This window comes from Streptomyces sp. NPDC043726, assembly GCF_056436565.1.
Genome location: NZ_JBWKCI010000003.1, coordinates 275,118 through 289,563 on the forward strand (window position 1 = coordinate 275,118; position 14,446 = coordinate 289,563).

The 14,446-nt window shown below is 69.6% G+C and carries 13 protein-coding genes, 1 tRNA gene and 1 pseudogene; 7 read left to right on the plus strand and 8 right to left on the minus strand.

Annotation, left to right across the window (positions count from 1 at the left end):
* Positions 1-101: 101 nt before the first annotated feature.
* The 5 genes from AC068Z_RS10220 (at position 102) to AC068Z_RS10240 (ending at position 6,950) form a co-directional block, all read left to right on the plus strand.
* On the plus strand, positions 102-1,574 hold the full coding sequence (locus tag AC068Z_RS10220) for an FG-GAP repeat domain-containing protein (RefSeq protein WP_478554181.1): 1,473 nt from the start codon (positions 102-104) through the stop codon (positions 1,572-1,574).
* Between the two features lie 55 nt (positions 1,575-1,629).
* Positions 1,630-3,045, plus strand: a complete 1,416-nt coding sequence (locus tag AC068Z_RS10225) for an FG-GAP-like repeat-containing protein (RefSeq protein WP_478554182.1) — start codon at positions 1,630-1,632, stop codon at positions 3,043-3,045.
* Positions 3,046-3,065: 20 nt separating this feature from the next.
* Positions 3,066-4,394 carry an FG-GAP and VCBS repeat-containing protein gene (locus tag AC068Z_RS10230; RefSeq protein ID WP_478554183.1) on the plus strand — a complete coding sequence of 443 codons (1,329 nt, stop codon included), beginning with the start codon at positions 3,066-3,068 and terminating at the stop codon, positions 4,392-4,394.
* A 79-nt stretch (positions 4,395-4,473) separates the two neighbouring features.
* A complete protein-coding gene (locus AC068Z_RS10235) occupies positions 4,474-5,910 on the plus strand; it encodes an FG-GAP-like repeat-containing protein (protein ID WP_478554184.1) in 1,437 nt (478 codons plus the stop codon).
* A 65-nt stretch (positions 5,911-5,975) separates the two neighbouring features.
* Positions 5,976-6,950 carry a Yip1 family protein gene (locus AC068Z_RS10240; RefSeq protein WP_478554185.1) on the plus strand — a complete coding sequence of 325 codons (975 nt, stop codon included), beginning with the start codon at positions 5,976-5,978 and terminating at the stop codon, positions 6,948-6,950.
* A 71-nt stretch (positions 6,951-7,021) separates the two neighbouring features.
* On the opposite strand, the gene AC068Z_RS10245 is transcribed toward AC068Z_RS10240, so the two are convergent.
* The 3 genes from AC068Z_RS10245 to dcd all read right to left on the minus strand — a co-directional run bounded on the left by AC068Z_RS10245 (position 7,022) and on the right by dcd (position 8,984).
* Positions 7,022-7,810 (minus strand): calcium-binding protein, encoded by a 789-nt coding sequence (locus AC068Z_RS10245; protein ID WP_478554186.1) that lies wholly within the window; start codon positions 7,808-7,810, stop codon positions 7,022-7,024.
* A gap of 92 nt (positions 7,811-7,902) precedes the next feature.
* A complete protein-coding gene (locus AC068Z_RS10250; protein ID WP_478554187.1) occupies positions 7,903-8,412 on the minus strand; it encodes a phosphoribosyltransferase in 510 nt (169 codons plus the stop codon).
* Entirely contained in the window at positions 8,409-8,984 is a 576-nt protein-coding gene (gene dcd, locus AC068Z_RS10255) for a dCTP deaminase (RefSeq protein ID WP_164424640.1), read from the minus strand. Before dcd ends, AC068Z_RS10250 begins: the two co-directional genes overlap by 4 nt.
* A 546-nt stretch (positions 8,985-9,530) precedes the next feature.
* Between dcd and AC068Z_RS10260 the strand changes: the two genes are divergently transcribed.
* Positions 9,531-9,604: transfer RNA gene (locus tag AC068Z_RS10260), tRNA-Gly, on the plus strand.
* A 79-nt stretch (positions 9,605-9,683) separates the two neighbouring features.
* Here AC068Z_RS10260 and AC068Z_RS10265 read toward each other — a convergent pair.
* The 3 genes and pseudogenes from AC068Z_RS10265 to AC068Z_RS10275 all read right to left on the minus strand — a co-directional run.
* A pseudogene (locus tag AC068Z_RS10265) lies at positions 9,684-10,373 on the minus strand (tyrosine-type recombinase/integrase); the annotation flags it as partial.
* Positions 10,374-10,648: 275 nt separating this feature from the next.
* Positions 10,649-11,047 (minus strand): PIN domain-containing protein, encoded by a 399-nt coding sequence (locus AC068Z_RS10270; protein ID WP_478554188.1) that lies wholly within the window; start codon positions 11,045-11,047, stop codon positions 10,649-10,651.
* Positions 11,044-11,325, minus strand: a complete 282-nt coding sequence (locus AC068Z_RS10275; RefSeq protein ID WP_478554189.1) for a hypothetical protein — start codon at positions 11,323-11,325, stop codon at positions 11,044-11,046. Before AC068Z_RS10275 ends, AC068Z_RS10270 begins: the two co-directional genes overlap by 4 nt.
* Before the next feature lie 952 nt (positions 11,326-12,277).
* Here AC068Z_RS10275 and AC068Z_RS10280 point away from each other — a divergent pair.
* Positions 12,278-12,559 carry a hypothetical protein gene (locus tag AC068Z_RS10280; protein WP_478554190.1) on the plus strand — a complete coding sequence of 94 codons (282 nt, stop codon included), beginning with the start codon at positions 12,278-12,280 and terminating at the stop codon, positions 12,557-12,559.
* A 5-nt stretch (positions 12,560-12,564) separates the two neighbouring features.
* On the opposite strand, the gene AC068Z_RS10285 is transcribed toward AC068Z_RS10280, so the two are convergent.
* Both AC068Z_RS10285 and AC068Z_RS10290 read right to left on the minus strand, forming a co-directional pair.
* Positions 12,565-12,933: a nuclear transport factor 2 family protein gene (locus AC068Z_RS10285; RefSeq protein WP_478554191.1), complete on the minus strand. Its 369-nt coding sequence runs from the start codon at positions 12,931-12,933 to the stop codon at positions 12,565-12,567.
* Between the two features lie 102 nt (positions 12,934-13,035).
* Entirely contained in the window at positions 13,036-14,403 is a 1,368-nt protein-coding gene (locus AC068Z_RS10290; RefSeq protein WP_478554192.1) for a DUF3500 domain-containing protein, read from the minus strand.
* Positions 14,404-14,446: the final 43 nt, after the last annotated feature.

A 14,446-nucleotide genomic window follows, 5' to 3' on the forward strand; every position in this document is an offset into this window, starting at 1 on the left:
AGGCGTGAACCGCGGGCCAACGCCCGGAGAACGTGCCCGGCCGCACCCCCATCGACTGCGGATGCCCCGCCAGGCATCCCGCATGCAGCAGGAGAACCCGCATGCACCAGACGCTGCGACTCGCCCTCGCGACGGCCACCGCCGCCGCTCTGACGGGCGGTCTGCTCACGTTCACGGCCGCGACCGCGACGGCCGCGGACTCCACCACCACCGCGAAGGCCGACTTCAACGGCGACGGGGTCGGGGACGTCGCCTTCTCCGCGAGCGGCGCCTACGTCAACGGCAAGAAGAACGCCGGTCAGCTGGTCGTCCTCTACGGCTCGGCCTCCGGTGTCTCCGCCACCAAGCGCGTCACCGTCAGCCAGAACACCACCGGCACCCCGGGCACCGCCGAGACCGGCGACGCCTTCGGCGTCGACACCGCGTTCGCCGACTTCAACGGCGACGGCTACGACGACATCGCCGTGGGCTCCCCGGGCGAGGACATGGGCAGCGACACCGACGGCGGTTCCCTCGCGATCCTGTGGGGCTCGGCCTCCGGCATCACCGGCAGGGGCGCCACCGTCGCCGACCCGGCCGCCTCCTCGCACGACTTCTGGGGCAACAACCTCGCCGCGGGCGACTTCGACGGCGACGGCAAGGCCGACCTCGCCGTCGGCGCGAACAGCGCCACCGTCCACGTCCTCAAGGGCGGCTTCTCCGCCACCGGCACCCCGGGCAGCCGCTCCACCGTCAAGCCCCCGATCATGGGCTCGGACGCGGGCGGCCCGATGAACCTGACCGCCGGTGACGTCAACGGCGACGGCCGCACCGACCTCGTCGTCGACGGCTACGAGACGCAGACCCAGTACGGCTGGAACACCAACTACTTCATCCCCGGCTCCTCCGGCGGCCTGACCGGGTCCGGCATCAAGACCCTCAAGCCCGGCGTCATCACCGCGATCGGCGACATCGACCAGGACGGCTTCGGCGACATCGTCAGCGGCGCCTACTGGAACAACACCCTCGACAACGGCACCACCGTCCCCAACGCCGCCAAGGGCGGCAAGGTCTGGGTGACCTACGGCACCGTCGACGGCCCCGGCACCGCCACCGGCATCACCCAGGACACCGGCAACGTCCCCGGCACCTCCGAGGGCAACGACTACTTCGGCCACGAGCTGGACCTCGGCGACATCAACGGCGACGGCTTCCTCGACCTGGCGATCGGTGTCGCGGGCGAGAACATCGGCGCCGCCACCAACACCGGGGCGGTCACCCTCCTCTACGGCGGCCCCAGCGGCCTGAACACCTCCTCGGGCGCCCAGTCCTTCGCCCAGTCCACCGCCGGGGTCCCCGGCAGCGACGAGGACGACGACTTCTTCGGCATGGACCTCAAGCTCGACGACCTCACCGGCGACGGCAGGGCCGACCTGATCGTCGGCTCCGGCGAGAACTCCGGCGACGGCTCGGTCGTCCACCTGCCCTCCAACGGCACGAAGATCACCACCACCGGCGCCAGGACCGTCTCGCCGGGCAACGCGGGCGTCTCGACCACCGGTTCGCCGTACTTCGGCGCCAACTTCGCCGACTGACCAGCCGTACCACCTCATGGGGCCCGTCGACGCGGGCCCCCTACTGGAGCCCGTCTTGAAGCGCACCCTCGTGATCGCCGCCGCCCTCACCACCGGCGTGCTCACCGCCCTGCCCGCCACCCCCGCCCTCGCCGCGCCCTCGGGGCTCGCGAGCGACTTCAACGGCGACGGGTACCGGGACCTCGCCATCGGCGCGATGGGCGCCGACGTCGGCTCCACGCACAGCGCCGGAGCCGTGGTCGTGCTGTACGGCTCGTCCTCGGGCGTGCCGTCCACCAAGAAGACCGTCATCACCCAGAACTCCGCCGGCGTCCCCGGCACCGCCGAGACCGACGACCGCTTCGGCGCGAGCCTCGCCGCCGGCGACCTCAACGCCGACGGCTACGCCGACCTGGTCGTCGGCGCCGAGTTCGAGAGCATCGGCACGCGCCAGGGCGTCGGCAGCGTCACCGTCCTCTGGGGCGGCTCCTCGGGCCTCGCCGGCGGCTCCGCGCTGCCGCAGCCCTCGGCGGACGAACTCGCCGAGTGGGGCGGCTTCGGCCGTGGCGTCGCCACCGGCGACTTCAACGGCGACGGCAAGACGGACGTGACCGCCACCGGGCAGACCCACACCCACCTCTACCGCGGCCCCTTCACCCGCACCGGCACCCCGCTCACCCACACCCAGGTCGGCGAGGTCGGCACCACGTACGAGGTCATCGCCGGTGACCTGACCGGCGACAAGGCGGCCGAGCGCGTCTACCCGATGCACCACGACGGCGACCCGGCCGGTGACATCCGCTACTTCCACTACGACCCCTTCGGCCACGCGGACCACCCCGAGTCCGACTACGCCCTCACCGCCCTGCCGAACGCCGACGGCGCCCTCGGCGCGACCGGCGACATCAACGGCGACGGCTACGGCGACCTCGTCCTCGGCGACTACACGGCGCGCAAGGGCGGCCAGATCTCCGTCTGGTACGGCGGCCCGAACGGCCCCGACCCGCAGCAGACGCCGACCGTCGTCCACCAGGACACCCCGGGCGTCCCCGGCGCCGACGAGACCGACGACCTGTTCGGCTCCGCGGTCGACGTCGGCGACATCAACGGCGACACGTACGCCGACGTCGTCGTCGGCGCCTGGGGCGAGGACATCGGCTCGGCGCGCGACGCGGGCTCGGTGACCGTGCTGCTCGGCTCCGCCACGGGTCTGAGGACCACAGGCGCCACGTCGTACTCCCAGAACACCGCGGGCGTGCCCGGCACCGCCGAGAGCGGCGACGCCTTCGGCATCTCCGTGCGCCTGCTCGACCTCGACAAGACCGGCAAGGCCGACCTGGTGACCGGGGCGGGCTACGAGAACGAGAACGGCTCGATCACCTACCTGCGCGGCTCCGCCTCCGGCCTGACGACCAGCGGCGCGAAGTCCCTGACCGCCGCCGGGGCCGGCGTCAAGGGCAGCTCGACCTTCGGCTGGGACCTGGCCAAGTGACCTACAGGGAGACCCCGTTCATGACCCGACGCACGGGCGCCCTCCTCGCCGCGACCCTCCTCGCCGGCGGCCTCACCCCGCTGATCACGACCGCCCCGGCCGCGGCGGCGGTCGCCAAGCACTACGACGACTTCAACGGGGACGGGCACCGGGACCTCGCCTACGGCGGCTACAACGACGTCGACCGCGAGGGCGGCACCGTCACGATCGTCTACGGCACCGCGAACGGCCCTGGCTCCCGTACCCAGTTCGTCCACCAGGACAGCCCCGGCGTCCCCGGCACCGGCGAGGAGGACGACCGGTTCGGCGACAGCATCGCCGGCGCCGACCTGAACAAGGACGGGTACGCGGACCTGGTCGTCGGCAATCCCACGGAGCAGGTGGGCAGCGCGCAGTCGCACGGCTCGGTGACCATCGTGTGGGGCTCGGCCTCGGGTCTGTCCGGCGGTACCGCCGTCACCCCGAAGTCCGGCGCGAAGAGCTTCTTCGGCCGCGACGTCGCCACCGGCGACTTCACCGGGGACGGCTCACCCGACCTCGCGGTGATCGGCGGCTCCGAGACCTGGCTGTACCGGGGCGGCTTCACCAGGTCCGGCTCCACCGGCAGCGTCAGCAAGATCGACAAGGAGGGCGCGGGCTGGTACTCGAACAGCCTCGCCGCCGGCAAGGTCAACGGCGACGGCAGGACGGACCTGGTCGTCCTGGGCGAGCAGTTCGTCAACGGGCAGCCGGTCGAGCGCGCCTGGTTCCTCAAGGGCACCTCGGGCGGCCTGACTTCGGGCGCCTCCAAGACGGTCGCCGCGTGGACCGCCGCGATCGGCGACTTCGACAAGGACGGCTACGGCGACATCGCCTTCGGCCGGCCCGACTCCCACGACGGCAAGGGCTCGGTCCTCGTCTGGCGCGGCACCTCCGCCGGACCGAGCGGCTCGGCCATGTACAACCAGGCCGGCTCCGGCGTCTCCGGCAGCCCTGAGGCCGACGACAACTTCGGCTACGCCCTCGCGGCGGGCGACGCGAACGGCGACGGGTACGCGGACCTCGCGGTCGGCGTCCCGCACGAGGACGTCAGCGGCAACGAGGACCAGGGCGGGGTGCACCTGTTCCGCGGCGGCTCCGGCGGCCTGTCGGGCCTGCGCTCCTCCTGGATCCCGCAGACCGTGAGCGCACCGGCCGACTCCCACGTCTCCTTCGGCTACACCCTGCGCCTGCGCGACGTCACCCACGACGGCAAGGCGGACCTCGGCATCGGCGGGCAGCCGTCGGTCGTGCTGCGCGGCGCCTCGGGCGGGACGACGGCGACGGGCGCCTTCGTCCTGCCGGAGTTCGGCGGCTCGTTCGCCGACTGAATCTCTTAGGACTCTCTCCTCGGCCTCTCCCCGGATCTATCTCCTCCGCCTCTCTCCGGATTTCTCGAACGGAACCCTGATGCGCAAGAAGACAACCCTCCTGCTGGCCACCGCCCTCACCACCGGCCTGCTCACCGCCCTCCCGGCCGCCACCGCGTCCGCCGCGCCCTCGGGCCTGTCCGGCGACTTCAACGGCGACGGCTACCGCGACCTCGCGATCGGCGCGCCCCTCGCCAAGATCGGCGGCAAGTCGAACGCCGGTTACGTCGGCGTGGTCTACGGCACCGCGAACGGCCTGGACACCACCAAGCGCCAGGTCATCAGCCAGGCCACCACCGGCATCCCCGGCACCCCCGAGACGGACGACAAGTTCGGCGACCGCCTCACCACCGGCGACCTCGACGGCGACGGCTACATGGACATCGTGGTCGGCGTGTACAGCGAACGGATCGGCTCCACCGGCGACTTCGGCACCCTGACGGTGCTGTGGGGCGGAGCGAGCGGGATCAAGAGCGGTACGGACATCGCCTCGCCGCTGCCGGAGTACCGCAACGACCTCGGCTGGTCGGTGGCGACCGGCGACTTCGACGGTGACGGAGACACCGACCTCGCGGCGGAGAGCAACAGCTTCGACGGCCTGAACGTCTTCACGGGCCCCTTCACCCGCACCGGCCAGGCCCAGGGGCGGGTGGGCATCGACACCCAGGAGCAGACCGGCGTCAGCAGCGACCAGTTCGTCGCGGGCGACGTGACCGGCGACGGGAAGACCGACCTGCTGGTCCTCGGCCAGCAGGAGATCACCGACGGCTACCGCACCCGCGGCGTCCTCTACAAGGGCTCCGCGAGCGGCCTCGTCCCCGGGGCGAAGACCGCGGGCGGCTACGACGCGGTCATCGCCGACGTCGACAAGGACGGCTACGGCGACATCGTCACCGGCAACTTCTCGGAGAAGTCCACCGACGAGCCCAACGGCGGTCTCGGCGGCGCGATCACCGTCACGTACGGCGCCGCGGGCGGCCTGAGCACCCGCACCCCGGTCCGGATCACCCAGGACACCGCGGGCGTGCCCGGCACGGCCGAGAAGTACGACCGCTTCGGCTGGAGCGTCGCCGCCGGCGACACCAACGGCGACGGCTACCAGGACATCGCGGTGGGTGCCGCCGACGAGTCCCTGGGCTCGAAGGCCGACGCCGGCACGGTGACCGTCCTGCGCGGCTCCGCCTCCGGCCTGACCGGCTCCGGCGCCAAGTCCTTCTCCCAGGACACCTCCGGCGTCCCGGGCACGGCCGAGTCGTACGACTACTTCGGCGACTCGGTCTTCCTGACCGACGCCAACAAGGACGGCCGCGCCGAGCTGATCACGGGCGCCCGCGGCGAGAACTCCGGCGCGGGCGCGCTGTGGGTGCTGCGCGGCACCTCCACGGGTACGACGGCGACCGGCGCGAAGTCCTTCAGCAGCACCACGCTGGGGGGACCGTCGGGGCTGGCGTACTTCGGGGCGGTGCTGGAGGGCTGAACGGTCCTGGGGGTTCGAGCAGGGCGGCTGTGACGGCCGTACGACCCTGACATGTCCCCTAAGGGATGTCACAGCTCGGCAGCAAAGCCGGGCCCGGACCGCCGGGCCCGGCACGTCACTCTCCGGGACCAGGTACGTTCGAAGACGTGGCTGGATTCAGGATCGGACGCGGCGGCCGGGACAACCGGACCCCGCAAGCGCGCCCGCAACAACCTCCGTACGGGCAGCAGGGGCCGTCGGGACCGTCGTACGGCTATCCCCCGCCGCCGCAGCAGCCCTACGGCGGCGGCTACGGCGGTCAGGGCGGTGGCTACGGCGGCCATGGCGAGCCGGAGTACTTCGGTGACGGCGGACACCACCACCCGCAGGGGCACGGCGGCGGGCCGGACCCGTACGCGGCGAACAACCCGGGCCACACCCAGGCGTTCTCCGTCCACGAGGACCCCTACAACCAGGGGCAGACCTACCACGCGGGCGCGGCCCCGGCGGCCCCGATCGGCCCCCGCCTGCACTGGAAGGACCTGCTGAAGGGCATCTTCCTCGCCCCCGGGAGGACCTTCCTGCAGATGCGGGACTACGCGATGTGGGGCCCCGCCCTGATCGTGACGTTCCTCTACGGCCTGCTCGCGGTGTTCGGCTTCGACGGCGCCCGCGAGGACGCGATCAACGCGACCCTCTCCAACGCGGTCCCGATCGTGCTGACCACGGCCGTGGCGATGGTGCTGTCCTCGTTCATCCTGGGCGTGGTCACCCACACCCTGGCCCGCCAGCTCGGCGGCGACGGCGCCTGGCAGCCCACGGTCGGCCTGTCGATGCTGATCATGTCCCTCACGGACGCCCCGCGCCTGGTCGTCGCGATGTTCCTCGGCGGCGACGCGACCTTCGTCCAGCTCCTCGGCTGGGCCACCTGGGTCGCGGCCGGCGTCCTGCTGACGATGATGGTCAACCGCTCCCACGACCTGCCCTGGCCGAAGGCGCTGGGCGCGTCCGCGATCCAGCTGGTGGCACTGCTGTCGATCGTGAAGCTGGGCACGTTCTAGCTCTCGGCACGAGGAAGGGGCTCCCGGCGCTGTGCAGCGCCGGGAGCCCCTTCCTTCTGCTGCCCTGATGGCTACTGGACGTCCACGTAGTCGCCCGCGGCGGCGACGGCCGGCGTGGTCGTCGTGCCGGCGAAGTGGAAGCGGTAGTAACCGTCGGCGGATGCGGTGACCGTCGTCTTCAGGGTGCCCGTCGAGGAGGTCGTGAGGCCCTTGACGTTGGTGTATGTGCTGGAGCCCTTCTTGCGGTACTGCAGCGTCACCTTCTGCCCGGCGTAGCCCGCGTACACGTTCGTGTCCCAGTTGGCCCGGGACAGCTTGCCGGTGACCGTGATGGTCCTGCCCTTCTTGACCGGCTCGGGCGAGGCGTTCACGGTGAGCTTGGACAGGCGCTGCACCTTGAAGGTGCCGGCCGCGTCCCGGTGGATGTAGTCGACGTCGTTGGCGGCGACCAGCGTGGCAAGACGCCAGTTGCCGGCCGCGCTGTTGCCGTTGATGGCGGAGCTCCACCCTTCCGGGTCGAACGTCAGCGTGCCGGTGCAGGTCGAGGTGGTCGCGCTCACCTCGGCGCAGGTGATCTCACCCTCGTCGTACCAGAGCTGGTCGTAGTTCGGGTTCGGGCCGTACGCGCTCATGTACGTGGTCTCTTCGATGCCCGAGTCGTCCGACGCGGTCACGGTGACCTTGGCCTTGACCACGTTGGAGATGCCGACGACGACCGGCTTGCCGCCGTTGATGACGACCTTGTCGATCGTGATGTCGCCACTGCCGCCGTCCTCAGCCTGAGCGGTGCCGGCACCGACACCGGTGGCGACGAGCGCGGCGCTGGTGGCGAGCAGGGCGAGGCGCATGGGTGTGCGCATGAAGTGTGTCCCCCCACGGGATGTAGTGCGCGACTGAAGACCGATCGAATACGACCGTCAGTTGATCGAAAAGGATCGTACGTGAGCCTCGATCAGAGCGCTTCCTTATTTGCCTTGGCCGCTTCCCCGGTCTTGTGGACGGGCGGAAGGACGGACCAGGGGAAGTTGATCCAGTCGTCGGTGCGCTTCCACACGTACTCGCACTTCACGAGGGAGTGGGACTTCTCGTAGATGACGGCGGAGCGGACCTCGGCGACGTGGTCGAGGCAGAAGTCGTGCACCAGCTTGAGCGTCTTGCCCGTGTCGGCGACGTCGTCGCAGATCAGGACCTTCTTGTCGGAGAAGTCGATGGCGTTGGGGACGGGCGCGAGCATGACGGGCATGTCGAGGGTGGTCCCGACGCCGGTGTAGAACTCGACGTTCACCAGGTGGATGTTCTTGCAGTCGAGGGCGTAGGCGAGCCCGCCGGCGACGAAGACACCGCCACGGGCGATGGACAGCACGATGTCGGGCGCGTACCCGTCATCGGCGATCGTCTGGGCCAGCTCACGTACGGCGGTGCCGAACCGCTCGTAGGTGAGGTTCTCGCGTACGGCGCTCATACCTGGGTCCTGTGGAAATTGAGGAAGGACCGGGAGGCGGTCGGCCCCCGCTGCCCCTGGTACCGGGATCCGTACCGCTCACTGCCGTAGGGGGACTCGGCGGGCGAGCTGAGCCGGAACATGCACAGCTGGCCGATCTTCATGCCGGGCCACAGCTTGATGGGGAGCGTGGCGAGGTTGCTCAGCTCCAGCGTGACGTGACCGGAGAACCCGGGGTCGATGAACCCGGCGGTGGAGTGGGTGACGAGCCCGAGCCGCCCGAGGGAGGACTTGCCCTCGAGCCGGGAGGCGAGATCGTCGGGCAGGGTGATGACCTCGTAGGTGGAGGCGAGGACGAACTCCCCGGGGTGGAGGATGAAGGGCTCGTCGCCCTCGGGCTCCACGAGCCGCGTCAGATCGACCTGCTCGACGGAGGGGTCGATGTGCGGGTACCGGTGATTCTCGAACACCCGGAAGTACCGGTCCAGCCGTACGTCGATGCTGGACGGCTGCACCATGGATTCGTCGTAGGGATCGATCCGTACCCGCCCGGCGTCGATCTCGGCCCGGATGTCCTTGTCTGAGAGAAGCACGTCCCGAGGATACGCAAGGCGCGCGGACCGACCACCATCGGACGGCACCGCGCGCCTGGCTGTCTTCGCCTGAGACCGCTCTACTGCTTCACCGATTCACCGCTTGACCGCTTCACCGGTTCGCAAGGTCACGGGAACGACACTGCGAAGCCGGGCACAGCGCGGACACCGGACGAGGCGTCCGGGACCGAGCCGCTCGGCCTGCTGCATCGGGAACGAAGCGGTGCTGAACACGTGCCCATCGGCACATCGGACGACGGTGCGCTCCATCAAGTCCTCTGAGTCCCTTCCCCAAGAGCCGCACCCGGCTGCTGCCCGCCGGGCGACGAAAGGCCACATTACGGGATGAAAGGGACGGCGCTCCAGGCGGCACTCCGGTCCCACCCGGACCCTCTCTCACCCCTCCACCGTACGCCCCAACTCCGGCCCCCCGCAGCCGCATCCCACCCCTGAAACACAGTCAGGCCCCCGGGCCTTGAACACCGGGGGCCTGCCATGAGGTACAGTGAGCGAGCATTCGGACACCGACTCCGGTCGGCGTCTTACGCGGGTGTAGTTTAATGGTAGAACATCAGCTTCCCAAGCTGAGAGCGCGAGTTCGATTCTCGTCACCCGCTCCAACACGAACCCCCAGGTCATGGACCCGGGGGTTGTTTGTTGTCTAGACCGGTGGGCGGGAAGCGCACCACAACCGCACCATTAGCTCTCGGCGACCTCCTTGCTGTGGTGCGCGGGGTCTCCCTTGTGGTGCTTCGCACGCTCGGCGCGGACCAGGTCGTCGAGGCCGGCGGCGACCTCGCGCTGCCGCTCTTGGTCGGAGTGCTGATAGATCAGCGCGGCTTTCTCGGAGGACTGTCCCGCGCGGACCATCGTGTCTTTGAGGGTGGCCCCGGACCGGGTCGAGAGGGTGTGTCCGGTGTGACGAAGGTCGTAGAAACGGAAGCCCTCCGGGAGACCGGCGGCGGCACGAGCGCGGCGCCACTTCCGGCCGAAGGAGGTGCGGCGGAAGGGCGCTCCCTTCTCACCGACGAACACCAGGCCATCAGGCCCCGTCTCGGCGTACCAGGCGAGGTGCCGCTTCACCTCCTTGTGGAGGAAGGCGGGGAGGACGACGGTACGAACGCCCGCATCGGACTTGGTCTCGCCGGGGGCGCGCTTGCCGTTGGTGCGTTCCGGCTCGGCAACGCGGACGCGGATGACGAGGTTGTCGGGGTCGACGTCTCGGCGGCGGAGGCCCGCGAGTTCTTCGGGGCGCATCGGGCCGTAGGCGCCGAGGTAGACCATCAGGCGCCAGCGGATGCCGATCGCGTCCGCGAGGGCGTCGACCTGGGCGACGGTGGCGATACGACGTTCGGCGGCTGACTCCTTCCCCGCGCCCTTGATACGGCACCCGCATTTCGTCGGCCGGCGTCGGTCTCCTCCTGGTCCAACACGAGTGCTTTCTCCAGGGGGCCATGCTGCCTGAGCGTCGCGGCGATGCTTCCGTCCCGCTCCCGGTGGTCGTACTTGGCGACCTCCTCCACCAGAGCCGACTGGTTGGCCAACTCGCGCCGCACGGCATCGTCCTGCGCCGGAGTGCCGTGTGCCCCGATCAGATGTCTGAGCAATGCGCTCGGCCTGAAGCGGGGCATGAGGCCAGGCGGGAACAACCAGCGCGCCTCGGCTCAGACCTTTTCCGCTCTCACGCGTGGATGCTCGGCGGTGAGCAGCCCGACGTCTTCTACATCGGAAGTCAGGATGGTCACCCGGCCGGGGTGCTGCAGGGCGGTCGCGCACAGCATGGCGTCGATGGCGTACTTGTGGCCGTGTAGCCCCGCTGCGCGCAGCAGGGCGGCAGCGGCTTGCGCGACGGCCTGGGTCACCGGCTCGACGCTCAGGCGGGACAGGGTCCACTTCAGTGCGGCTTCGTTGATGTTCGGGTGGATCACCTCGACCAGCACGGCGGCCGAGGTGATCACTGGCAGGTCCGCGTCTCGAGCCGCCGTCAGCCACTCGTGGATTTCCCGGTCACGCTGTACAGCCTTCGCCAGGCCCTCGCTGTCCAGGACCAGGGCACCGCTCACGCGGCTGCCCCAGCATTCGAAGCGCCACCGGTCAGCCGGGCACGCTTGGCCGCCACGGCCTCGGGGTCGGCCGGGCCGTGCACCTTGTCGAAGTCCGCGATCAGCTCGTCCAGGTTGTCCCGCTCGATCTGCCGCTGGGCCGCCTTCTCCAGGTACGCCGAGACGCCCCGCTTGCCGACCCGCTCACGGATCGCCTGCAGAGTTCCGGCAGTCAGGGTGACGGAGATACCGCTGGTCGGGCCGTCGCCTGGCGGGAAGTCAACGTCGTCATCAGCCACACCCCGAGTATGCCATTGAAAATGGCATAGCGGGCGGCAAGTGCACCACGAAGCTCTGGCCGGATGACAGAGGTACCCGGTGCCGGCGGCTCGTGGGTACGAAGCAGCCGCAACGCCCCTTCAACATCTGATCTCCGCACCGGGCGGACCGTGCGCAGTTGTCCCCTCAGCGGCGCCGGCCTCTGCCTTCCCGAGATTCCGTGGCCTCTGCGTGCCCGTAAGAGCGGGAAACCACGGTCAACATCGGTGCGATCCGACGCACAGGACCACCCCAAGGGCCAGGTATCCGGGCTGGTCTGAGAGCGCGAGTTCGATTATCGTCACCCGCTCCAACACGGACCCACAGGTCATGGACCCGGGGGTTGTTTGTTGTCTAGACCGGTGGGCGGGACGCGCACCACAACCGCACCATTAGCTCTCGGCGACCTGCAGCGCGGCCAACCTGCGCATGTGTTTCTCGCTGCGCTGTCGGGCCTTGTCGTCGTAGTAGTTCTCAAGAATGTCAAGGAACAGGTCACCTCCGGCATAGGCGGCGAAGCGCAGGGCAGGGCAGGGCAAATGCGAAGTCGCCGTGGAGGGTGGCCTCTTGAGCCACGTCCTCCAAGGCGTTCATCAACGGCTGCCCTTGCCGTACGACCCACCCAAGCCGCCCACGATGTGCAGCACCGCGTCGACGCGCTCCCGGACACGCGCATCCTCAGTCAGTTCCCTTGCTGCCCCGACCAGTTTTCAGAGCGGGCCGGGCACTGACGACCACGCGATGCCGCGGTCACCCGCGCACGCACTTTGCCCACCAGACTTCGCGCCCCGTTCCCATCTAGGACCCAGTCAGCAACCTGGTCCTTGCGGTTTTCCTGAGGTGGTCGGGACGGTCATCGTTCGCGGCTCTTCGGGCACCGGCGTAGCGTCGGGGGAGGGGATGGTCTTCGTCTGGGAATCGAGGAGCCCGGTCATGAGTGTTCTGGTGCAGAACTACGCAGCCAACTGGAACCAGGAGCTTTACCAGCAGGCGTTCGACCGGGCCATCCCGGATCCCTCGAATCCGCCCGCCGGGCTCATCGCGCACTTCGCCGCGCCGGGAGAGACCGGGGGCTGGCAGGTGGTCGACGTATGGGAGTCGGAGGAGGCCTTCCGGCGGTTCCTGGAGGAGAAGGTCATCCCCGCGGCGAAGGAGATCGGCGCCCCTCCCTTCGATTCGTCGGTCGTCGAGGCGCACAACATCCTGATTCCGTAGCGGAGTTACGGCTCCAGGCCGAGTTCGCGGCGGGTTCGGGGCTCATCCGTGTGGACCCGCCACTCGGAGACCAGGTCGCCCGTGACATGGGCGACCCACAGTGCCGGTCCCGCGAGTACCGGCGTCGAGCAGACGGAGTGTCCGACCGCCGTGACTACGTCCTCCCGTGCGGTGACCTCGGCGAACACGTTCCGGTAGTCCGGGAAGGCCGCGAAGAACCCCCGCCATGCCTCCACGCAGGCCCGTTTCCCCTGTACCGCCGTGCCTTCGGTGTCGACGAAGGTGTGGTCCTCGGACATCAACGAGGTCAGGGCGACGAGGTCCTGGCTGTTGATCGCGGCGTTGAAGCGCGCCACCACATTCACCGCTTCCATGTGGGCAACTCTTACTCGTGACCCGTGGGAACGGGAAACCCCAGGCCGGCCGTGGCCTGGGGTTTCGTGGGCTGCTGTGTGGTGTCGGTGATGGTGTCGGTGTCAGTGGTCGGTTTCCAGGTGGAGCTTGAGGAGGTCCACGCCGTAGTCGTTGCCGTTGGGGGTGCGGATGATGGTGTGGATGTGTTGTTGGGTGGGGGTGCCGTTCGGGCCGCCCATGCCTCCGCCGCCCGGGCCCGCCGACGCCGACGCGGAGGCCGTCGCCGATGCCGTGGGGGAGGCCGAGCTGGAGTCTTCGTCCTCGTGGTACGCCAGGGGGGACTCGGCGTCGTATTCGATCAGGACCACCGGGGAGTGCACGCGGTAGTAGAACGCCGAGTCGTCCTCGGTCTCGCCGATCCAGTAGAAGTACGTGTCGTCCAGGTGCTTCTCGATGTCCCGCAGCCACACCCGGGAGTGGGCCTCGTCGATGGTGCCCGTGTAGACCTCGACCAGGTCGAGGAGCAGCTTCTGCTGTCGGCGGGTGAGTTCCGAGCCCTTCAGGCCCTTGTAGGGCAGGACCGCGTTGTCGTTGCCCGCGCCTACGGTCAGGTTGGTGCCCGTCTTCTCTTCCGTGCCCGGTACCGCCGTGGCCAGTTGGGTGGCGGTCAGCGAGCGGACCATCTCGAGGCCGGCGGTGGTCTCCTCGCGGAAGAGGTGGTAGTCCACGCCGTCGTACGTGATCTTCGTGGGCTCGGAGCCGCGGAAGGTCGGGGTCGCGACGACCTGGTCGCCGAGGACGAAGTAGTTGATGACCAGGTGGTGGCCCTCGAACTGGAAGCCCCAGGGGTCGGTCGCCGACGGGGTGCCCATGATCGTGAACCAGTAGGCGTCGTAGTTGAGCGCCTTGGAGGTGTCGCCGCTGTACTCGCCGAGGAAGTGGTTGAGCTTGCGGATCTGGGTGGCGTTCTCCAGGCCGCGCGCGGACAGCGCGGCCTTCAGCAGCTTGATCGCGAGCTTGTACTGCTTCTCGGTCATGTCGCGGAGGGCGATGCCCTCGCGGTCGTTGGAGTCGACGTTGGTCCAGTCGAGCCACTGGTCGGCGTCGATGTCGAAGAGCGTGGCCGCCTTCTGCTCGTCGGTCAGGGCGTTGACGAAGGCCGCCCCGGCACGGACCACCGGCGTGGTGGAGACGCCGGTGCGGTGGATCGCGTACAGGTCGCCCACGACGGTCCCGTCCGTGGTGACGCCCACGAAGTCGTCGTACGCGATCGTCTGGCCGAAGCCGCCGCCGGCGGGCGGGCCGGAGGGGGAGGCGCTCGCCGTGGCGTCGGCGGTGGACGTTTCCGCGCCGGCCTGGGTGGCGGCGTAACCGCCCATCACCGCGACGGCGGAGACGCCGCCGGCGAGCAGGGCCTTGTTCATGAACCAGCGGCGGGAACGGTGGGCCGCTCGGGTCCTCGGCTTGTGTCCGTGCGTTGAGTTGACCATGTCACTGACGATTTCGTTGACAATTAGGCCCCGCATGGCAGAC